The sequence below is a fragment of the Streptomyces sp. SCUT-3 genome (assembly GCF_014083985.1).
Classification (GTDB): domain Bacteria; phylum Actinomycetota; class Actinomycetes; order Streptomycetales; family Streptomycetaceae; genus Streptomyces_H; species Streptomyces_H thermolineatus.
In genome coordinates, this window is sequence record NZ_CP046907.1 from 196,910 (window position 1) to 217,584 (window position 20,675).

The 20,675-nt window shown below is 76.1% G+C and carries 14 protein-coding genes and 5 pseudogenes; 13 read left to right on the forward strand and 6 right to left on the reverse strand.

Annotation, left to right across the window (positions count from 1 at the left end):
* The first annotated feature begins 114 nt into the window (after positions 1 to 114).
* The 4 genes and pseudogenes from bioB to GQS52_RS00950 all read left to right on the forward strand — a co-directional run bounded on the left by bioB (position 115) and on the right by GQS52_RS00950 (position 5,468).
* The gene (gene bioB / locus GQS52_RS00935; RefSeq protein ID WP_182311208.1) at positions 115 to 1,353 is read left to right on the forward strand and encodes a biotin synthase BioB; all 1,239 of its coding nucleotides are present in this window, start codon (positions 115 to 117) and stop codon (positions 1,351 to 1,353) included.
* A 100-nt stretch (positions 1,354 to 1,453) separates the two neighbouring features.
* A pseudogene (locus GQS52_RS00940) lies at positions 1,454 to 2,730 on the forward strand (adenosylmethionine--8-amino-7-oxononanoate transaminase).
* A gap of 55 nt (positions 2,731 to 2,785) precedes the next feature.
* Positions 2,786 to 3,514, forward strand: coding sequence for a dethiobiotin synthase (bioD, locus tag GQS52_RS00945; RefSeq protein ID WP_182311209.1), 729 nt, complete (start codon positions 2,786 to 2,788; stop codon positions 3,512 to 3,514).
* Between the two features lie 97 nt (positions 3,515 to 3,611).
* A complete protein-coding gene (locus GQS52_RS00950) occupies positions 3,612 to 5,468 on the forward strand; it encodes an alkyl sulfatase dimerization domain-containing protein (RefSeq protein WP_182311210.1) in 1,857 nt (618 codons plus the stop codon).
* A 66-nt stretch (positions 5,469 to 5,534) separates the two neighbouring features.
* Here GQS52_RS00950 and GQS52_RS00955 read toward each other — a convergent pair.
* The 3 genes and pseudogenes from GQS52_RS00955 to GQS52_RS00965 all read right to left on the reverse strand — a co-directional run bounded on the left by GQS52_RS00955 (position 5,535) and on the right by GQS52_RS00965 (position 6,791).
* A pseudogene (locus GQS52_RS00955) lies at positions 5,535 to 6,097 on the reverse strand (YbaK/EbsC family protein).
* An 80-nt stretch (positions 6,098 to 6,177) separates the two neighbouring features.
* On the reverse strand, positions 6,178 to 6,567 hold the full coding sequence (locus tag GQS52_RS00960; protein WP_182311211.1) for a fic family toxin-antitoxin system, toxin component: 390 nt from the start codon (positions 6,565 to 6,567) through the stop codon (positions 6,178 to 6,180).
* The gene (locus GQS52_RS00965; RefSeq protein WP_182311212.1) at positions 6,564 to 6,791 is read right to left on the reverse strand and encodes a toxin-antitoxin system HicB family antitoxin; all 228 of its coding nucleotides are present in this window, start codon (positions 6,789 to 6,791) and stop codon (positions 6,564 to 6,566) included. Before GQS52_RS00965 ends, GQS52_RS00960 begins: the two co-directional genes overlap by 4 nt.
* A gap of 480 nt (positions 6,792 to 7,271) precedes the next feature.
* On the opposite strand from GQS52_RS00965, the pseudogene GQS52_RS00970 reads away from it, so the two are divergent.
* The 7 genes and pseudogenes from GQS52_RS00970 to mug all read left to right on the forward strand — a co-directional run bounded on the left by GQS52_RS00970 (position 7,272) and on the right by mug (position 15,036).
* A pseudogene (locus tag GQS52_RS00970) lies at positions 7,272 to 8,631 on the forward strand (hemolysin family protein).
* Positions 8,628 to 9,654 (forward strand): annotated as a pseudogene (locus GQS52_RS00975) (hemolysin family protein). Before GQS52_RS00970 ends, GQS52_RS00975 begins: the two co-directional pseudogenes overlap by 4 nt.
* Positions 9,651 to 11,300 carry a ribosomal protection-like ABC-F family protein gene (gene abc-f, locus GQS52_RS00980; RefSeq protein WP_182311213.1) on the forward strand — a complete coding sequence of 550 codons (1,650 nt, stop codon included), beginning with the start codon at positions 9,651 to 9,653 and terminating at the stop codon, positions 11,298 to 11,300. Before GQS52_RS00975 ends, abc-f begins: the two are co-directional and overlap by 4 nt.
* A gap of 100 nt (positions 11,301 to 11,400) precedes the next feature.
* Positions 11,401 to 12,195 (forward strand): DedA family protein, encoded by a 795-nt coding sequence (locus tag GQS52_RS00985; RefSeq protein WP_182311214.1) that lies wholly within the window; start codon positions 11,401 to 11,403, stop codon positions 12,193 to 12,195.
* A 69-nt stretch (positions 12,196 to 12,264) separates the two neighbouring features.
* Positions 12,265 to 13,053 carry an SGNH/GDSL hydrolase family protein gene (locus tag GQS52_RS00990; protein WP_182311215.1) on the forward strand — a complete coding sequence of 263 codons (789 nt, stop codon included), beginning with the start codon at positions 12,265 to 12,267 and terminating at the stop codon, positions 13,051 to 13,053.
* Between the two features lie 11 nt (positions 13,054 to 13,064).
* Positions 13,065 to 14,497: pseudogene (gene purB, locus GQS52_RS00995) on the forward strand (adenylosuccinate lyase).
* The gene (gene mug, locus GQS52_RS01000) at positions 14,494 to 15,036 is read left to right on the forward strand and encodes a G/U mismatch-specific DNA glycosylase (RefSeq protein ID WP_182316136.1); all 543 of its coding nucleotides are present in this window, start codon (positions 14,494 to 14,496) and stop codon (positions 15,034 to 15,036) included. The pseudogene purB and the gene mug overlap by 4 nt, the downstream one beginning before the upstream one ends.
* Before the next feature lie 142 nt (positions 15,037 to 15,178).
* Here mug and GQS52_RS01005 read toward each other — a convergent pair whose 3' ends face one another.
* On the reverse strand, positions 15,179 to 16,144 hold the full coding sequence (locus GQS52_RS01005; RefSeq protein WP_182311216.1) for a Ku protein: 966 nt from the start codon (positions 16,142 to 16,144) through the stop codon (positions 15,179 to 15,181).
* A 168-nt stretch (positions 16,145 to 16,312) separates the two neighbouring features.
* On the opposite strand from GQS52_RS01005, the gene GQS52_RS01010 reads away from it, so the two are divergent.
* Entirely contained in the window at positions 16,313 to 17,467 is a 1,155-nt protein-coding gene (locus GQS52_RS01010) for an ROK family protein (protein WP_182311217.1), read from the forward strand.
* A 61-nt stretch (positions 17,468 to 17,528) separates the two neighbouring features.
* Here the strand turns inward: GQS52_RS01010 and GQS52_RS01015 are convergent, their stop codons facing one another.
* A complete protein-coding gene (locus GQS52_RS01015; RefSeq protein WP_182311218.1) occupies positions 17,529 to 18,284 on the reverse strand; it encodes a GntR family transcriptional regulator in 756 nt (251 codons plus the stop codon).
* 194 nt (positions 18,285 to 18,478) lie between these two features.
* Here GQS52_RS01015 and GQS52_RS01020 point away from each other — a divergent pair, with 194 nt between their 5' ends.
* Positions 18,479 to 19,225, forward strand: a complete 747-nt coding sequence (locus tag GQS52_RS01020; RefSeq protein WP_182311219.1) for an SDR family oxidoreductase — start codon at positions 18,479 to 18,481, stop codon at positions 19,223 to 19,225.
* A gap of 94 nt (positions 19,226 to 19,319) precedes the next feature.
* Here the strand turns inward: GQS52_RS01020 and GQS52_RS01025 are convergent, their stop codons facing one another.
* Positions 19,320 to 20,561, reverse strand: coding sequence for an MFS transporter (locus tag GQS52_RS01025; RefSeq protein ID WP_259371011.1), 1,242 nt, complete (start codon positions 20,559 to 20,561; stop codon positions 19,320 to 19,322).
* Positions 20,562 to 20,675: the final 114 nt, after the last annotated feature.

Here is a 20,675-nt window from a genome sequence, read left to right on the forward strand (position 1 = left end):
CAACGTAGCGCCGGGGAAACTCCGGCGGAGTGTGGCAATGTACACAGCCGTACGGGCGCGTCTTGTGCGGTCCGTCATTGGCCACACACGCCGCGCTGCGTCAGGATCACTGTCATGGATCTGCTGAACACGCTGGTGGAAAAGGGGCTGCGGCGGGAGCTGCCGACCCGTGACGAGGCGCTGGCCGTACTGGCCACCGCCGACGACGACCTGCTCGACGTGGTGGCGGCCGCCGGCCGGGTGCGCCGCCAGTGGTTCGGGCGCCGGGTGAAGCTGAACTACCTGGTCAACCTCAAGTCGGGCCTGTGCCCGGAGGACTGCTCCTACTGCTCCCAGCGCCTGGGGTCGAAGGCGGAGATCCTCAAGTACACCTGGCTCAAGCCCGAGCAGGCCGCCGAGGCGGCGCGCGCCGGGGTGGCGGGCGGGGCCAAGCGGGTGTGCCTGGTGGCCAGCGGCCGCGGTCCGACGGACCGGGACGTGGAGCGGGTCTCGCAGACCATCGCGGCCATCAAGGAGGAGAACGAGGGCGTCGAGGTGTGCGCCTGCCTGGGCCTGCTGTCCGACGGTCAGGCCGGGCGGCTGCGGGAGGCCGGCGCAGACGCCTACAACCACAACCTCAACACCTCCGAGGCCACCTACGGGGACATCTGCACCACCCACGACTACGCGGACCGGGTGAGCACCGTCCAGCAGGCCCAGGCCGCCGGGATGTCCGCCTGCTCCGGCCTGATCGCCGGGATGGGCGAGTCGGACGAGGACCTGGTCGACGTGGTGTTCGCACTGCGGGAGCTGGACCCGGACTCGGTGCCGGTCAACTTCCTCATCCCCTTCGAGGGGACGCCCCTGGCCCAGGAGTGGGCGCTCACCCCGCAGCGCTGCCTGCGGATCCTGGCGATGGTCCGCTTCGTGTGCCCGGACGTGGAGGTGCGCCTGGCCGGCGGGCGGGAGATCCACCTGCGGTCGATGCAGCCGCTGGCGCTGCACCTGGTCAACTCCGTCTTCCTGGGCGACTACCTGACCAGCGAGGGCCAGGCCGGCAAGGCCGACCTGGAGATGATCGCCGACGCCGGGTTCGAGGTGGAGGGCGCGGGAACGGTGACGCTCCCCGGTCACCGGGCGGCGTCCGGGGCCGGTGCGGGCTGCGGTGCGCACGCCGCCGGGCCGGACGAGGAGGGCGCCGGCTGCGGTGCGCACGGCGGCGGCTGCTCGCCGTGCGGCGGGGCGGCCGGTGAGCCGGGCGCCGCGGACGAGCCGGCCGCGGCGGCCGCCGCCGCTCCGGCAGCCGGGGGACGGGCCGACCTGGTCTCGGTGCGCCGCCGCGGCGCGGGCACCGACCTGCCGCCCAATGCCTGAGCCCGCCCTTCCGTACGACGGGCCGGGGGCCTTCGCCGCCCCCGGCCCCGGCCCCGCCGTCGGCGTCGGCGCGGGCCCGTCCGGCAGCACCACGGAGCAGCTGCTCGACCTGGACCGGGACCACGTGTGGCACCCTACGGCCCGATGCCCGGACGGCAGCGCCCGCTGCTGATCGAGTCGGCCTCGGGTGTGCGGCTGCGGCCGGCCGAGCCGGCCGAGGGCCACGAGGAACTGGTCGACGGCATGTCGTCGTGGTGGGCGGCGGTGCACGGCTACAACCACCCGGTGCTCAACGAGGCCGTGCGCACCCAGCTGGACCGGATGAGCCACGTGATGTTCGGCGGGCTCACCCACGAGCCGGCCGTGCGGCTGGCCGCCCGGCTGGTGGAGATCACCCCCGAGCCGCTGCGGCACGTCTTCCTGGCCGACTCCGGCTCGGTGGCGGTCGAGGTGGCGGCGAAGATGTGCCTGCAGTACTGGCGCAGCCTCGGGCGGCCGGAGAAGCGGCGCCTGATGACCTGGCGGGGCGGCTACCACGGCGACACCTGGCAGCCGATGTCGGTGTGCGACCCGGACGGCGGCATGCACCACCTGTGGTCGGGGGTGCTGCCGCGGCAGGTCTTCGCCGACGCCCCGCCCGGCGGGTTCGACGACGCCCCCGACCCGGCGTACTGCGCGCACCTGCGGGAGCTGGTGGCCCGTCACGCCGACGAGCTGGCGGCCGTGGTGGTCGAGCCGGTGGTCCAGGGGGCGGGCGGGATGCGCTTCCACTCCCCCGGCTACCTGAAGGTGCTCCGGGAGGCCTGCGACGAGCACGGGGTGCTGCTGGTCCTGGACGAGATCGCCACCGGCTTCGGCCGCACCGGCGAGCTGTTCGCGGCCGGCCACGCCGGGATCTCGCCCGACGTGATGTGCCTGGGCAAGGCCCTGACCGGCGGTTACCTGACGATGGCGGCGACCCTGTGCACCACCGGGGTGGCCGAGGGGATCAGCCGCGGCGAGGTGCCGGTGCTCGCCCACGGGCCGACGTTCATGGGGAACCCGCTGGCCGCCGCCGTGGCGTGCGCCTCGGTCGACCTGCTGCTGGAGCAGGACTGGCGGCAGGAGGTGAAGCGGATCGAGTCCGGGCTGCGCGAGGGCCTGGCCCCGGCCGCGGGCCTGCCGGGAGTGGCGGACGTGCGGGTGCTGGGCGCGATCGGCGTGGTCCAGCTGGACCACGAGGTGGACATGGCGGCGGCCACCCGCGCGGCGGTGCGGGCCGGGGTGTGGCTGCGCCCGTTCCGCGACCTGGTGTACACGATGCCGCCGTACGTCACGGGCGACGAGGACCTGGCCCGGATCTGCGCCGCCGTGGTCGCCGCGGCGCGCGAGGGATGACGGCACGGAACACGGACCGGAACACGGGACGGAACGAGGAGAGGGTGCAGGCACCATGGCAGTACTGGTGGTCACGGGGACCGGCACGGAGGTCGGCAAGACCGTCGTGACGGCGGCGCTCGCCGCGGCGGCGTGCGCCGCCGGCCGGTCGGTGGCCGTGCTCAAGCCCGCGCAGACCGGGGTGCGGCCCGGCGAGCCCGGGGACGCGGCGGAGGTCGGGCGGCTGGCCGGGCCGGTGACCACGGCCGAGCTGGCCCGGTACCCGGAGCCGCTGGCGCCGGCGACGGCGGCCCGCCGGGCCGGCCGGGAGCCGGTGCGGCCGCCGCAGGTCGCCGAGGCGGCGGAGAAGCTGGCCGCCGAGCACGACCTGGTGCTGGTCGAGGGCGCGGGCGGCCTGCTCGTGCACTTCGACGACGACGGCGCCACGCTGGCGGACGCCGCCCGGCTGCTGGGGGCCCCGGTGCTGGTGGTGGCCTCCGCCGGGCTGGGCACCCTCAACTCCGCCGCGCTGACCGCGGAGGCGCTGCGGTCCCGGGAGCTGGAGTGCGCGGGCGTGGTGATCGGCAGCTGGCCGCGGCACCCCGGGCTGGCCGAGCTGTGCAACCTGCGGGACTTCCCCCGTGCGGCCGGTTCCCCGCTGGCCGGGGCCGTGCCCGAGGGGGCGGGGTCGCTGGAGCCGGAGGCGTTCCGGGCGCAGGCCCCGTCCTGGCTGGCCCCGCGGCTGGGAGGGGTCTGGGACGCGGAGGGCTTCGAGGAGGCCCAGCTGCGCCGTCCGATGCCCTGAGGCGCCACCGGACGGGGGGAGTCCGGATGGCAGGCCGACGGCGGAGGGGGCATCGTTTCACGGGTACAGGCCGCGAGACGTGACAGGGGTGCTTTCCATGGCCGAGCATCGCGGGTCCGGGTTCCCGGAGGGCGCCGGAACCCCCGGCCCCGACGACGGCGAGGACCTCCGGGAGGCCGGGCGGGGCTTCGTCGCGGCGCAGGTTCCGGGAGCGGTCCGGGACGCGGACGGCCGGGTGGTCTGGGACGCCGACGCCTACGGCTTCCTCACCGGCCCGCCCCCGGACACCGCCGACCCGCTGCTGTGGCGGCAGGGCCGGCTCCGCTCCCGGCAGGGACTGTACGAGGTCACCGACGGCGTCTACCAGGTGCGCGGCCTGGACCTGGCCCACATGACCCTGGTGGAGTCCGGGCACGGGGTGGTCGTGGTCGACCCGCTGGGCTCCGCCGAGACCGCGGCGGCGGCGCTGGCGCTGTACCGCGGGCACCGGGGGCCGCGCCCGGTCACCGGCGTGGTCCTGGCCCAGGCGCACACCGACCACTTCGGCGGGGTCGGAGGGGTGCTCCCCCCGGGGGAGGAGGGCGTCCCCGTGCTCGCGCCCGCCGGGTTCCTCGAGCACGCGGTCTCCGAGACCGTGTACGCGGGCCCGGTGGCGGCACGCGGCGCCGTGCGCGCCTACGGCACCGTGCTGCCCAAGGCGCCCGACGGGCAGATCGGCGCCGGGCCCGGCCCGACCGCCTCCACCGGCACCCTCACCCTGGTGCGGCCCACCGTGGAGGTCGTCCGCGCCGGCCAGGAGGAGGTGGTGGACGGAGTGCGGTTCGTCCTCCAGCCCGCCCCGGGCGCCGGGGCGCCGGCCGCGACGAACTTCCTGCTGCCCGAGCGCCGGGCGCTGTTCGTGGTGGAGAACGCCGCGCACGCCCTCCAGGACGTGCCGGCCCTGTGCGGAGCCCGGGCGGGCGACGCCAGGGCGTGGGCGCGGTTCCTGGACGCGACGGTCCGGCTCCTGGCCGGGTCCGCGGATGTCCTGCTGTCCTCCCACCACTGGCCCACCTGGGGGCGGGAGCGGGTGGAGCGGCTGCTGTGCGGCCAGCGCGACCTGTTCGCCTACCTGCACGACCAGACGCTGCGGCTGGCCAACCAGGGGCTGACCGCGGCGGAGGCGGCCGAGAGGTTCCGGCTGCCGCCGCCCCTGGAGCGGCTGTGGCGCTCCCGCGGCCACTACGGCCCGCTCGACGACGCCGTCAGGGCTGTCCACCGGCGGTGGACGGGGAGCGGGGAGGACGGCCCCGCCCGCCGCTGGGGGCACCCCCCGGCGGACGCGGGCAGACGGTACGTGGAGTGCCTGGGGGGCGGCGACGCGGTCGTGGCCAGGGCCCGGGAGTACGCCGCCGCCGGCGACCTGCGCTTCGCGGCGACGCTGCTGGACCACGTGGTGCTCGCCGAACCCGGCCACTCGGGGGCCCGCGGGGAACTGGCCTCGGTCTACCGGCGGCTCGGGTACGCCTCGGCCGACGGCGGGCGGCGCAACGCCTACCTGACGGCCGCCCTGGAACTGCAGGGGGAACTGCCGAAGACCGACAGGGCCGTGGCCCCGGAGGCGGTCTCGGCGCTGGCGGTCGACCAGATCGTCGACTCTCTGGCGGCGCGGGTGAACGGGCCGCGGGCCTGGGAGATGCACCTGGTCATGGACTGGTCCCTGGTGGAGGAGTCCCGGGTGTGGCGGCTGACCCTGTCCAACGGGGCGCTGACCTCGCGCAGCTTCGCCGAGGGCGAGCAGCCGCCCGGGGCCCCGGCCGGGCTGTCCCTGACGCTCAGCCGCACCCAGCTGATGGCCATGCTGGGCGGCGCGCCGCTGGAGGGCGTCGACCTGCAGGGGGACCCGGCGATCCTGGGACGGCTGGTGTCCGTCCTGGACGCCCCGGACCTGATGCCGGGGCCGCTCGCCCCCTGACGGCCGGCCCCCGGGGCTGTTCTCGGGCCGGGGCACCCGGGCGGCCCGGGGCGGGGCGGGAGGGGCTCAGGCGGCCAGGCCCGGGAGCACCTCGGCCCCGGGGAGCCGGGCCACCGCGCTGCCCGGGAGGATCAGCTTGCCGCGCCGCAGCCCGCTGCCGACCAGGACGTACGGGGCGGCGGCCACCGCCTCGTCGACCAGCAGCGGCCATCCCCCGGGGAGCCCGACGGGGTGATGCCGCCGTACTCCATGCCCGTCTCCGCGACGGCGGCGTCCACGGGGGCGAAGGACGCCTTCCGGGCGCCCAGGTGCTTGCGCACCGTCCTGTTGACGTCGACGCGGGTGTGGGCGAGGGCGAGGCAGGCGGCCGGGGTGGTGTCCGCCCCGCGCCGGGCCGCGACGACGACGCAGTTCGCGGACGCCTCGAGCGGCACGCCGTAGGCCTCGCAGAAGACGGCTGTGTCGGCCTTGGCGGGGTCGGTGTCCACGTACAGCACGGACTCGGCCGCACGGCGGTCGTCCCAGTTCTTCAGCGCGTCGGCGACTGGCCGGGCGAGGAGGTCGCAGGCGTCCAGCGCCGTGCGGACGGTCTCGAAGTTCCCGAAGGGAGGTGTCGGGTGATCGCTCATGGGACGCACTGTAGACGCGGGGCGCACCGCCCCCGGGGCGGGTCCGGGCCGGGGCGGGTCCGGGCCGGGGCGCCGGCGGCTCATCCGGGGCCGGCGGGCGGGGTGGTCCAGGTGCGCAGCTCGTCGGCGATGCGCGGCAGGTCCGCGGTGCCGTCGTGGACCAGGCGGGCGAGGTCGCGCACCTGCTCGGGGGAGGTGGTGACCTTCAGTCCGCTCGCCACCAGGTAGGCGTAGGCGACGGCGGAGGCGTACATGGCGTTGGACCTCTCCAGCGCGGGCAGCCGTATGAGAAGTTGCAGCAGGGAGGCGGCGCGCTGGTGGGGGTCGTCGTAGACCGGCACGCCGAAGATCTCCGCCCGGTGGCGGCCGACCGCCGCGACCAGGGCGCCCCAGTCGGTCACCTGGGGGTCGCCGGGGGTGTTCCTCTCCGCGACCAGCAGCAGCCAGGCGAGGTCGATGCGCAGACTCAACGCGGACCTTCGTGCTCCCGGCCGAACTCCTCCACGAACACCGACTCGTACTGCTTCATGAAGTCGGCGGCGGCCTCGACGAAGGCCCGCCCGTTCTCGCCCGCGTCGCGCTGCACGAGCCGCTCGATGTAGCGGTTGACGCTGATGCCCTGCTCCGAGGCCCGTTCCCGGGCCGTCTCCGCCGTGGCGGCGTCCACGCGGACGTTCAGTTGCGTCTTGGCCATACCGTCACGCTAGCGCCGCCGCGCTAGCAGCGGCAAGCGGCGGCCGCGGCACGCGCCGCGGTCCGCGCCCGCGCCCGCTCCCCCCGCCGCGCCCCGTCGTCCGCGCCCGCGCCGGGGGCGGGGGCGGGGGCGGGCGCGTCCCCCCGTCCGCACTGCGGAACCCGCTCGACACCGCCGGGCAGCTCCTGCTGGGGTGGCGGGCATGGACGATCCGCCGGTTACGCGCCCGAACCGCAGTGGTCCCGTTGGACGAAGCCGCTGACGGGGTAGGCGGCCCGCACACCGGGGTCCGAACGCCCCGGACCGTCCCCGCTCCGCGTCCCCTCCCGCCCCCGACCCCTACCTCCGTCCCCGATCCCCGATCCCGAAGCCCCCTCCCCCACCGTGCGAAAGGTGTGACCGTCCCTCGATGGACGCTCCCGGCATCCGACGTCTCGCGAGCACCGCGCCCCTCACCGACGATGGGAGCGAGGTGCGACGATGACCGAGGTCCTTCTTCTCCTGCTGGCCCTGGCCCTCACGCTCGCCTGCGGCGTGTTCGTGGCGGCGGAGTTCTCGCTGACCACCGTCGAACGCAGCGAGGTCGAACGCGCCGCCGAGGCCGGCGACCGCGGCGCGGCCGGCGTCCTGCAGGCCGTGCGCAACCTGACCTTCCAGCTCTCCGGCGCCCAACTGGGCATCACCGTGACCGGCCTGGTCATCGGCATGCTCGCCGAGCCCTCCCTGGGCAGGCTGCTGTCCGGGCCGCTGCGGGCCGTCGGCCTGCCGGAGGCCGCCGCGTCCTCCACCGCCCTGGTGCTGAGCACCGCGGTCTCCACGGTGCTGCTGATGGTGGTCGGTGAGCTCGTGCCCAAGAACTGGGCCATCTCCAGCCCCCTGCCGGTGGCCCGGAGGGTGGCGCCGGCGCAGCGCGGCTTCAGCGCCGTCTTCCGGCCGCTGATCGGGCACCTGAACAACACCGCCAACCGCATCCTGCACCGGATGGGCATCGAACCGGCCGAGGAGCTGGCCTCCGCCCGCACCCCGGCCGAGCTCGTCGCGCTGGCCCGCCACTCCGCCCGGGAGGGCGCGCTGGAGGCCGACACCGCGGAGCTGTTCGTGCGCACCCTGGGCCTGGCCGAGCTGTCGGCGGAGAACGTGATGACCCCGCGGGTGCAGGTCACCGCGCTCGACGTGCGCGCCACCGCCGAGGACGTGGCCAACGCCAGCCGCGCCACCGGCCTGTCCCGCTTCCCCGTCTACCGGGGCAGCCTGGACAGCGTGGTCGGCGTCGTGCACGTCAAGGACGCGCTGACCGTGCCGGCCGAGCGGCGGCCCCGCCACCCGGTCTCCGAGCTGATGCGCGATCCCCTGCTGGTGCCCGAGTCCCTGACCGTGGACAGGCTGCTGGACCGCCTGTCCGCCCGGCACGGCATGGCGGTCGTCATAGACGAGTACGGCGGCACCGCCGGGGTCGCCACCATGGAGGACATCGTCGAGGAGGTCGTCGGCGAGGTCCGCGACGAGCACGACCCCGAGGAGCTGCCCGACCTGGTGTTCACCGGGGAGGACGAGCAGGGGCAGCGTGTGGGAGGCGGACGGCGCCACCCGCACCGACCAGGTCGGCAGGATCGGCCTGCGCGCGCCCGACGGCCCGTTCGAGACCCTCGCCGGGCTGGTGGCCCACCGTCTGGGCCGCATCCCCGGGGCCGGCGACCGGGTGGAGGCGGACGGCTGGGTCCTGGAGGTCACCGAGGCCTCCCACCACCGGGCCGGGCGGCTCCTGATGACCTCGCCGGTCCCGGGGGCCGGCACCGGGGACGACGACACCGACGACGCCGACGACGAGGACCGCCGATGACCGCCGTCCAACTGCTGATCGGTGCCCTCACCCTGGTGGTCAACGCCTTCTTCGTGGGCGCCGAGTTCGCGTTGATCTCGGTGCGCCGCAGCCAGATCGAGCCGCACGCCGAGGCGGGCGACGCCCGGGCGAAGCGGGTGCTGTGGGGCCTGGAGCACGTCTCCCACCTGATGGCCACCGCCCAGCTGGGGATCACGCTGTGCACCCTGGTCCTGGGCGTCGTGGCGGAGCCGGCCATCGCCCACCTGCTGGAACCGGTCTTCCACGCCCTGCACGTGCCCGAGGGCCTGATCCACCCGATCGCCTTCGTCATCGCCCTGTCGGTGGCCACCTACCTGCACATGCTGCTGGGCGAGATGGTGCCCAAGAACATCGCGCTGGCCGCGCCGGACCGCGCCGCCCTGCGCCTGGGCCCGCCGCTGGTGCAGCTCACCCGGGCCCTGCGCCCGGTCATCTTCGGCATCAACGCCTTCGCCAGCGCCCTGCTGAGGCTGCTGCGCGTGGAGGCCAGGGACGAGGTGTCCGCGGTCTTCTCCGACGCCGAGCTGGCCCGGATGGTCAAGGACTCCTCCGAGGCCGGCCTGCTGGACGAGCGGGCCACGGAGCGGCTGCGCGACGCGCTCGAGCTGGGGCGCAGGCCCGTCGGCGAGGTCGTCCTGCCGGCGGAGAGGGTGGTCAGCGCCCGCCTGGGCATCACCCCGACGGGCTGGAGCAGCTCGCCGCGAGCTCGGGCTTCTCCCGCTTCCCCGTCGTCGACGCCGCAGGGCGCATCATGGGCTACCTGCACGTCAAGGACGCCCTCGACGCCGAGCTGCGGGACCGCCCGTTCCCGCTGAGGGCGATGCGCCGGATCAGCCGGGTGCCCTCCTCGGCCCCCTGGACGACGTGCTCACCGCGATGCGCTCCACCAGCGCCCACCTGGCCGCCGTCACCGGCGACGACGGGCGGCTGGTCGGCCTGGTCACCATGGAGGACGTGCTCAAGGAGCTGGTCGGCCCCTCGCCCGTCGGGGACGCCCCGTGACGTCCCAGCTGGTCCTGCGGCACGTCGGCCACGGCTATCCGGGCAGGCCGGTCCTGGAGGACGTGTCGCTGACCGTGCGGCCCGGCGAGCACGTCGGGGTCATCGGGGAGAACGGCGCGGGCAAGTCCACGCTCCTGCGGCTGATCGCAGGCCGGGAGCGTCCCGACCGGGGGGAGGTGACGGTGGTGGCCGACGGCGGCATCGGCCACCTCGACCAGGTGCTCGCCCTCCCCGCCGGGGCCACCGTCCAGGACGCGGCCGACGCCGCGCTGGCCGGGCTGCGGGAGCTGGAGCGGCGGATCAGGGCCGCCGAGGCCGGCCTGGGCTCCGCCGGCGAGGCCGGGCTCGCCGCCTACGCCGAGCTGGTCACCGCCTTCGAGGCGCGCGACGGGTACCGCGCCGACGCCCGCCTGGACGCGGCGCTGTACGGCCTGGGGCTGGGGCACGTCGACCGCGGCCGGCGGATCGGCTCGCTCTCCGGCGGCGAGCAGTCCCGGCTGGCACTGGCGTGCGTGCTCGCCCCGTCCCCGGAGCTGCTGCTGCTGGACGAGCCGACCAACCACCTGGACGACGCGGCGGTGGGCTGGCTGGAGAACCGGATCCGGGGCCACCGCGGGACGGTGGTCGCCGTCACCCACGACCGGGAGTTCCTGGACCGCACCGCGCAGGTGATCGTCGAGGTGGACGGGGACCGCAGGTCGGTTGCCCGCTACGGCGGCGGCTGGAACGGCTACCTGGCGCAGAAGGCGGCGGCGCGGCACCGCTGGGAGCAGCGGTACGCCGAGTGGCGGGCCGAGGTCGAGCGGCAGAGCGCGCTGGCGGAGTCCGGCGCGCAGCGGCTGTCCGAGGGGTGGCGGATGAGCCAGCGCCCCGAGTGGGGCAGGCATCAGCGGTCGGTGGAGGGGCAGCTGTCGGGGCGCGTGCGCAACGCGCGCGAGCGGCTGCGCAGGCTCCGCGAGGACCCGGTGCCCCCTCCCCCGGCTCCCCTGCGCTTCACCGCCTCGGTCGCCGTCGGCTCTCCCGCCGCCGTCGCCGTCGGCTCCCCCGGCGGCGGTGCGGCCGCCGAGCCGCTGGTGCGGCTGGAAGGGGTGGCCGTGGGCGACCGGCTGGCCGTGGACCGGCTGGAGCTGGAGCCGGGCGGGCGCGTGCTGGTGACCGGGCCGAACGGAGCGGGCAAGACCACGCTGCTGCGGGTCCTGGCCGGTGTCCAGCCCGTGGACCGGGGCACGGCCGAGCTGCCGCGGCTGATCGGCTACCTGCCGCAGGAGATCCCCTTCGGCGCGTCGCGCCGCACCCTGCTGGAGCTCTTCGGCGAGGGACTGCCCGGCCTCCCGGAGGAGCACGCGCAGGCCCTGCTCGCGCTGGGCCTGTTCCGCGAGGAGAGCTTCGGCACCGCCGAGTGCGACCTGTCGGTGGGCCAGCGCCGCAGGCTGGCGCTGGCCCGCCTGGTGGTGCGCCCCGCCGACCTGCTGCTGCTGGACGAGCCGACCAACCACCTCTCCCTGGCCCTGGTGGAGGAGCTGGAGCAGGCGCTCGGTTCCTACCGCGGCGCGCTCGTCGTCGTCTCGCACGACCGCCGACTGCGTTCCCGGTTCCGGGGAAGGCGCCTGGCCATGCGGTCGGGACGGCTGCTGCAGCCGGCCTGATAATCTCCGGACCCCGGCCGCCACCTGCCCGTTACGCGCCCCCGCGCGTCCGCCCGCGGGCCGTCACCGGCCCCCGAACCCCCTCTGGAGCGCCCCCGGCATGCCCTTCGCCACCCTCGCCTCCGCGTCCGTCGCCGCAGCCGCCGCCTCCGGCGCCCAGGAGTCCGTCGGGGGTGGCATCGTCGGCTGGGCCGCCGGGCTGATGGAGACCCTGGGCGGCCCCGGCGCCGGCCTGATCGTCGCCCTGGAGAACGTCTTCCCGCCCCTGCCGAGTGAGCTGTTCCTGCCCCTGGCCGGCTTCACCGCCGGGCGCGGCGGGATGTCCCTGGCCTCCGCGCTGGTGTGGACCACGGTCGGGTCGGTGGTGGGGGCGCTGGTGCTGTACTGGACCGGCGCGCTGCTGGGCCCGGAGCGCACCCGGGCGCTGGCCGCCCGGATACCGCTGCTCAAGGCGGAGGACATCGACCGCAACACGGAGTGGTTCGACCGGCACGGCTCCAAGGCGGTCTTCTTCGGCCGCATGGTCCCGGTCTTCCGCAGTTTCATCTCGGTGCCGGCGGGGATCGGGCGGATGCGCATGCCGGTCTTCCTGCTGTACACGACGCTCGGCAGTGCGGTGTGGAACACCACCCTGGTGCTGGCCGGCTACTTCCTGGGCGAGCAGTGGACGCTGGTGGAGCAGTACGTGGGGATCGTCTCCAAGGTCGTGCTGGCCGCGGTGGCCGTGGCGGTGGTGGTGTGGGGCGTGCGGCGCGGCCGTTCGCTGCGTCGGGCGCGCGCGGCCCGCGAACGGCAGGAGGAGCGGCAGGAGGAGCGGCGGGAGGGGCTGCGGGAGGGCCGTCCGGAGCACGGCGGGGACCGCGAGCGGGAGCGCAGCGGGGGCCGGGGCGACTGAGACCTCCCCCACTGGGGCCTCCCCTTGCGTACCGTCCGGTCGGTACCCGCCGGTAGGATCTCAGCCGCCATGCAGACCACACCTCAGTTCACCAGTTTCGTCGCCGTGGGCGACTCCTTCACCGAGGGCATGTCCGACGAGCTGCCCGACGGCTCCTACCGCGGCTGGGCCGACCTGGTGGCCGCCCGCCTGGCGGCGCGCGCCCCGGGCTTCCGCTACGCCAACCTCGCCGTCCGCGGCAAGCTGATCGGCCAGATCGCCGACGAGCAGGTGGAGCCGGCCGCCGCCTTCGGCGCGGACCTGGTCTCACTGATGGGCGGCCTGAACGACGTGATGCGCCCGCGCTGCGACGTGGACGCGGTGTGCGCCCGCTTCGAGGAGTCGGCGGCGAAACTGGCCGCCTCCTCGGGCCGCCTGGTGCTCTTCCGCAGCGCCGACCCCACCCGGCGCAGCCCGCGCACCGCGCGGCTGATGCCGCGCATCCGACGCCTGCTCGACGTGATCGACCGCACCGCCGAGCGGCACGACGCGGTGGTGGTCCCCCTGTTCGACACCGACGTCTTCGACGACCCGCGGCTGTGGGCCGAGGACCGGCTGCACCTGTCGGCCGAGGGGCACCGCCGGGTCGCCGAGGCCGTGCTGGAGGCGCTGGGCCTGCGGCCGGAGTTCGACTGGCGCGAGCCGCTGCCCGCCGCCGCGGCGGTGCGCTGGACCGCGCAGCGCCGCGCGGACCTGCGCTGGGCGCGGGTGCACCTGCTGCCGTGGGTCGGCCGCCGGCTGACCGGGCGGTCCTCCGGCGACGGCCGCCCGCCCAAGCGCCCCGACCTGCTGCCGCTGGTCGGGGAGGACGCGACGTAGAATCCGGTCACGTGACTGCCAAGCCCCGCATCCCGAACGTCCTCGCCGGCCGCTACGCGTCCCCCGAGCTGACCGTCATCTGGTCCCCCGAGCACAAGGTGGTGCTGGAGCGCCGCCTGTGGCTGGCCGTGCTGCGCGCCCAGAAGGACCTGGGGATCGAGGTCCCCGAGCAGGCGCTCGCCGACTACGAGCGGGTCCTCGAGCAGGTCGACCTGGCCTCGATCGCCGAGCGCGAGAAGGTCACCCGGCACGACGTGAAGGCCCGCATCGAGGAGTTCAACGCCCTGGCGGGCCACGAGCAGGTCCACAAGGGCATGACCTCGCGCGACCTGACCGAGAACGTCGAGCAGTTGCAGGTCCGCCTCAGCCTGGAGCACGTGCGCGACCGGACGGTGGCCGTCCTGGCCCGGCTGGCCGGCTGGCCGCCGAGAACGCCGAGCTGGTGATGGCCGGCCGCTCCCACAACGTCGCGGCGCAGGCCACGACGCTGGGCAAGCGGTTCGCCACCGCCGCCGACGAACTGCTGGTCGCCTTCGCCCGCCTGGAGGACCTGCTCGGGCGCTACCCGCTGCGCGGCATCAAGGGCCCGGTGGGCACCGCGCAGGACATGCTGGACCTGCTGGGCGGGGACACCGCCAAGCTCGCCGAGCTGGAGGGGCGCATCGCCTCCCACCTGGGCTTCGCCCGGGCCTTCACCTCGGTCGGCCAGGTCTACCCGCGCTCGCTGGACTTCGACGTGCTCACCGCGCTGGTGCAGCTGGCCGCCGCCCCGTCCTCCCTGGCGAAGACGATCCGGCTGATGGCCGGGCACGAGCTGGTCACCGAAGGCTTCAAGCCGGGCCAGGTGGGCTCCTCGGCGATGCCGCACAAGATGAACACCCGGTCCTGCGAGCGGGTCAACGGCCTGGCGGTGATCCTGCGCGGGTACGCCTCGATGACCGGCGAGCTGGCCGGCGACCAGTGGAACGAGGGCGACGTGTCCTGCTCGGTGGTGCGCCGGGTCGCGCTGCCGGACGCCTTCTTCGCCTTCGACGGCCTGCTGGAGACCTTCCTGACGGTGCTGGACGAGTTCGGCGCCTTCCCCGCCGTCGTCTCGCGCGAGCTGGACCGCTACCTGCCGTTCCTGGCCACCACCAAGGTGCTCATGGGCGCGGTGCGCGCCGGCGTCGGCCGGGAGACCGCCCACGAGGTCGTCAAGGAGCACGCGGTGGCCTCGGCGCTGGCCATGCGCGAGAAGGGCGCCGAGCGCAACGAGCTGCTGGACCGCCTGGCCGGCGACGAGCGCATCCCGCTGGACCGCGCGCAGCTGGACGCCCTGATGGCCGACCGCCTCTCCTTCACCGGTGCGGCCGCCTCGCAGGTCGCCGAGGTGGTGCGGCGCGTCGAGGAGGTCACCGCGCGCCACCCGCAGGCCGCCGCCTACGCCCCGGGGGCGATCCTCTGACCCCGGAGGAGCTCGAGGCCGCCCGCGACCGCGTCGTCCCCGACGTGATCGCGGACGGCCTGCGCGTGCTGTTCTGCGGCATCAACCCGGGGCTGATGTCGGCGGCGACCGGTCACCACTTCGCCCGGCCGGGCAACCGCTTCTGGCCCGCCCTGCACGCCTCCGGGTTCACCGGCCGGCTGCTGAAGCCGTCGGAGGAGCGCGAGCTGCTCCCGTACGGCCTGGGCATCACCAACGTGGCGGCGCGGGCGTCGGCACGGGCCGACGAGCTCTCCCGGGAGGAGATGGTCGCCGGCGGCCGGCTGCTGGTGGAGAAGGTGCGGCGGCACCGGCCCCGGTGGCTGGCGGTCCTGGGGATCACCGCCTACCGGGTGGCGTTCGACGACCGGCGCGCGGTGGTCGGCCCGCAGGAGCTGCGGATCGGGGAGACCCGGGTGTGGGCCCTGCCCAACCCCAGCGGGCTGAACGCGCACTGGACGGCACGCACGCTGGCCGAGGAGTTCGCCCGCCTGCGCGAGGCCGCCGACGCGCAGGGCTGAGGCGCAGGGCTGAGGCGCGGGACCGGGCCGCCGGGCGGGACCACGGGGCCACGGGACAGGGAGGCCTGGGTGCGCGGGGCCGGCTGCCTCCCGGGGGCGGCCCGTCCCGTCCCCGGGAGGCGGCCGGCCCCGCGCACCCCGGTCAGGACGTCGTGCGGGTGCGCCCCGCGGCGGTCTCCTTCTTCGCCGCCGTCTCCTTCGCCGCCGTCTTCTTCTTCGCCGCGGCCTTGCCGGTGGTGCTCCTGCGGGCGGCGGTACCGGTGCGCACGGCCCCCCGCTCGGTGGGGGCGGCCCGCCGAGCGGGCTCGGCAGCCTTCCGCGGGGTGCGCCGCCGCGCGCCGGCCCCGGCCCCGGTCAGGCTGCGCTCCAGCGCGTCCGTCAGGCCCTCGGCCTTCTGCCGCGCCCGGCCGCCGGGGGCCCGCCCGGGGGTCCCGGCGCCCCAGACCTTGGTGGCGACGAGGTCCTCGACGGCCTTGCGGTAGGTGTCCGTCAGCTCGCCGATCTCGACGCCGCCGAGCTGGTCCATCAGGGCGTCGGCGAGCCGGAGGTCCTTGGGGCGGACGGCGACCGAGGTGTCGGGGACGACCCCGTCCGGCGGGCGCAGCTCGTCGGGCCACAGCATGGTGTGCAGCACCAGCACGCCGTCGCGGGCCCGCAGCAGGGCCAGGGTCTCCCTGTTCCGCAGCGCCATCCTGGCGATCGCGGCCCGGTGGGAGCGGGCCAGTGCGCGGGCGAGGAGCGCGTAGGGCCGCGAGGCCGGGGCGTCGGGCCGGGCGTAGTAGGCGCGGGCGAGCAGGACCGGGTCGACGTCGCCCTCGTCCACGAAGGCCACGACCTCGACGACGTCCTTGTCCGGCAGCGGCAGGGACTCCCAGTCCTCCTCCTCGAGGACGACGACCCGGCCGTCGGAGGTGCGGTACCCCTTGGCGATCTCGCTCTGGGGGACCTCCTTGCCCTCCTCCTCGCAGACCCTGCGGTAGCGGATGGGCGAGCCGTCCTTCGCGTGCACCTGGTGGAACCGCACCCCCTGCTCCTCGGTGGCCGGGACGAGCTGGACGGGGATGCTCACCAACCCGAAGAGGATCGACCCTTTCCAGACGGTTCTCATGCATACGCCCTTCTCCTGCTGGTTCCTCAGGATAGTTCCGGTCCCGTCCGCGGTCCTGCCGGGCGGACCGCGGCCTCCCCTCCCGGCCGCGGACCGGGCGGGCCGGGCGGACCGGGCCCGGACGGGTAGCATCCGCCTCACCCGGACGTACGAGGGCGAGGAGGGGCATTGACGCGGCTCACCGGCGGCGACCCCTCGCTGCTGCGGCGGATCAACTCCGCCGTGGTCCTGCACGCCCTGCGGGAGGCCCGGACGGCGACGCTGACCGAGCTGGCGGGCGGCACGGGGCTGTCCCGGCCCACCGTCGAGGGCGTGGTCGAGGACCTGGTGGCCTCCGGCCTGGCCGCCGAGGCGCCGACGGAACGGGAGGACGCGCGGCGGCAGGGCCGCCCCGCCCGCCGCTTCCGCTTCCGCGCCGAGGCCGGCCACCTGCTGGGGATCGAGATCGGGGCGCACCGCGTGCGGGTGGTCCTGTCGGACCTGGAAGGGCGCGTGCTGGGCCGGCACGGGCGCGCGGTGGACGAGTCCCTCCCCGCCGGCGAGCGGCTGGAGCGGGCGCGGGCCGCCGTCACCGAGCTGCTGCGCAGGTCCGGGGTGGCACGCGACTCGCTGCGGGCGGTCGGGGTGGGCAGCCCCGGGATCGTGGAGGCCGACGGGACGGTGCGGCTGTGCACCGCGCTGCCGGGGTGGAGCGGGCTGCCGCTGGCCGACCGGCTGCGCCGCTCGTTCCGCTGCCCGGTGCTGGTGGAGAACGACGCCAACGCGGCGGTGGTGGCCGAGCACTGGCAGGGGGCCGCGGCCGGGGTGGACGACGTCGTCCTGGTGCTGGCGGGCCTGAGCCCCGGGGCGGGCTCGCTGATCGGGGGCCGGCTGCACCGCGGCCACGGCGGGGCGGCCGGGGAGATCGGCGCCCTGCACCTGCTGGGGCGCGAGGACCGGCCGGAGCGGCTGCTGTCGACCACCGGGACCCCGCTGGAGCCGCTGGACGAGGCCGCGGTGGCCCGCGTCTTCGCCCTGGCCAAGGAGGGTGACGCCGCGGCGTGCGGGGCCAGGGACCGGTTCGTGGAGCGGCTGGTGCACGACGTGGCCGCGCTGGTGCTCGCCCTGGACCCGGAGCTGGTGGTGGTGGGCGGCTGGGCCGCCGGGCTGGAGCAGGTGCTCGGACCGGTGCGCGAGCGGCTGTCCCGGTACTGCCTGCGCACTCCGCGGGTGGCGCTGTCGACACTGGGCGGGGAGGCGGTCGCCACGGGCGCGCTGCGCCTGGCGCTGGACCACGTCGAGGAGCGCATGTTCCCGGTGGGGCCGGCCGCGCGGGGCGGCTGACCGCCCCTCCCGCGCCCGCCCCGGCCGGGGCGGGCGCGGGAGGGGCGGACCCGTGAGCGGGTCAGGAGGCGCGGGCGGCCTCGTGGTGGGTTATGTCCACCGCGCCGCCGTCGCCGAAGGTCAGGCGGCAGGTGTCGGCGCGGTAGGTGGAGACGGCGACCGCCGCGGTGGCCCCGCCGGCCCGGTAGCGGGTGGTGACGACGAGCACGGGCGCGCCCGGCAGCCGGTCCAGCTGCTTGGCGTCCTCGGCCCGGGCCGACCCCAGTTCGACCGCGCTCTCCGCGCCCGACAGCTCCAGCAGCCGCAGCTCCCGCAGGACGGCCGGGGCGTGCTCGGCCGGCGACAGCGCCCGCGGCAGGCCGGGGACGGAGGCGGCGGGGACGTACAGGATCTCGGTGCCGACCGTCCGGTCGCCGACCGTGCGCACCCGGCGCACGGTGTGGACGGACTCGCCGGCGGCGGTGCCCAGAGCCTCGGCGACCTGCGCGGGGGCGGCGGCCTCGGCGCAGCCGACGGTGCGCCAGCCGTCGTGGTCCGCACCGGGCCAGGTCCCGGGGGACGGCGCGACGGAGACGGCCGTGCGGGGCGGGGCAACCGTGGTGCCGACGCCGCGGCGCCGCTGCAGGCGGCCCTCGAGCTCCAGCTGCTCCAGCGCCTGGCGCAGGGTGGCCCGGGCGACGCCGAAGCGGGCGGCCAGCTCGCGCTCGTTGGGCAGGATCTCGCCCACCTCGAACTCCCGCTCCAGGGCGTCGTCGAGCACGGTCCTCAGGTGCCAGTACTTCGGCTCCTGCGCGGTCTCCGGCCTCGTGGTGGTCACCCTGTCCTCCGTCCGGGGCGCACGGACCCGCGCGCCCTCGAGGTTATTGCGCCCTTGTTTATTAAAGGTTGTTGCACTGTCGAGCGACAGTAGGGACGCCCGGGGAGTTGGTCAAGACCAATCCCCCGGAGGGGTGCGCGGGCCGGTACGGTGGGGCCGTCCCGGAGGTTCTCGCGGAAGTTGGGGTGCTCGCTTTGGCTGCTGTCACCGTCGTCACCGGCGGCTCGCGCGGTATCGGGGCCGCCGTCGCCCTGCGCCTGGCCGGGGAGGGGCACGCGGTCGGCATCGGCTATCTGCAGGCCCGGCAGGAGGCCGAGGAGGTCGCGGCGAAGGTGCGCGCGGCGGGCGCGCGGTGCGTGGTGCACCGGGTGGAGACCGCCGACGAGGAGCAGGTGGACGCGTTCTTCGACGCCGTGGCCGGGGAGCTGGGCCCGGTGACCGGGCTGGTCAACAACGCCGGGATCACCGGTCCGCTGGGGCGGTTCACCGAGACCCCGGTCGAGGTCGTGCGGCGGGTGGTGGACGTCAACGTCGTCGGGGCCATGCTCTGCGCGCGGCGCGCGGCGCGGGAGATGTCCACCCGGCACGGCGGGCGGGGCGGGGCGATCGTCAACATCTCCTCCGGCGCGGCGACCCTCGGCAGCCCCGGGGAGTACGTGCACTACGCGGCGACCAAGGCCGCGGTCGACACGCTCACCCTCGGGTTGGCCAAGGAGCTGGCCGGCGAGGGGGTGCGGGTGAACTCCGTGCAGCCGGGGATGGTGGTGACCGGTATCCACGCGGCGATGGGCGACCCGCAGCGGCCGTGGCGCGACGCGGGCCGCGTGCCGATGGGACGCCCCGGGGAGCCGGAGGAGGTCGCCGGGGCGGTGGCCTGGCTGCTCTCCCCCGACGCCTCCTACACCACGGGCGCCGTGCTGCGGGTGGCCGGCGGGCTTTGAACGGCCCGCCCCCTGACCGGTTGCCCGGCCCGTCGGCGGACCGGGTGCCCGGCCCGCCGGCGGACCGCCGGGCGGCGGGCCGCCGCCGCCCGGGTCAGGCGCGGGTGCGGGCCCGGACGCGCACCGCGGCCACCGCCAGGGGGGCCAGCAGCAGCGCGGCCGAGGCGTTGAGCCAGGAGTAGCCCGCGGTGGCGGTGATCACGCCCGCCAGCACGCCCCCGACGGCCGCGGCCACGTTCATCACCAGGTCGGACAGGCCCTGGGCGGCGGCCCGGGCGGGCTGCGGCACCGTGTCGGTCAGCAGTGCCGAGCCGGCGACCAGCCCGGCCGACCAGCCCAGCCCCAGCAGGAACAGTCCCGCCGCGCTGCGCACGTGGCTGTGGCCGGCCGTGCCGGCCAGGAGGGCCGCCAGGCCGAGCAGCACCACGGCCAGCAGGATCACCGGCGGGCGCCCGAAGCGGTCGCTCAGCCTGCCCATGACGGGCGAGAAGGCGTACATGCCGGCGATGTGGATGCTGATCACCAGGCCGATCAGTTCGATGCTCGCGCCGTGGTGCCCCAGGTCCACCGGGGTCATCACCATGATCGAGACCATCACCGCGTGGGAGATCGCGACCGCCGCCACGGCCAGCAGCGCGCCGGACGAACCGGTCACCGCCGCCAGGCCGTCCCGCAGCGTGCCGTGCTTCGCCCCGCCGGGGGCCTGCGGCTCCAGCGACCGGGCCACCAGCAGCGGGTCGGGGCGCAGCAGCAGGAAGACGCCGGCGCCCGCCACGAGGAACACCGCGGCCGCCCACAGGAAGGGCCCCGCCATGGGCGGGACGCCCAGCCCCGCGACCGAGCGGTCCGCGGGGCCCGCGATGTTCGGCCCCAGGACCGAGCCGACGGTGGTGGACCACACCACCAGCGAGATGGCGCGGCCCCGGCGGTCGGGCTCGGCCAGGTCGACCGCGCCGTAGCGGGCCTGGAGCCCGGCCGCCGACGCCGCGCCGAAGGCCGCCATGCCGGCCAGCATCAGGGGGAAGACCTCCAGCACCGCGGCCAGGACGACGACCACCGCCCCCACCGCGGCCGTCAGGTAGCCCAGCACCAGGCCGGGCCTGCGTCCCTTGCGGGCCATGAGCGCGGCCATCGGCAGTGCGGCCATCGCGCTGCCGACCACCGAGGCGGTCATCGCGAGGCCGGCCATGGCGTCCGAACCGCTCAGGTCGCGGGCGAGGAGGGCGGCGAGGGCGACGCCGGTGGCCACGCCCAGGCCCCCGAGCACCTGGCTGCCCACCAGCACCGCCGTGGTGCGGCGGCGGACGGCGGCCAGGTCCGCGGGGGGCTCGGGTATGAGCGGGGGGACATCCTGTGCGGGGGGCTGAACCGGTTCGGTCTCTTTGGTCACCCCGGCAGTGTGCCAGGCGGGCCGGTAAGGGGCACGGGTGGGTGGCGCCACCGACGCGGC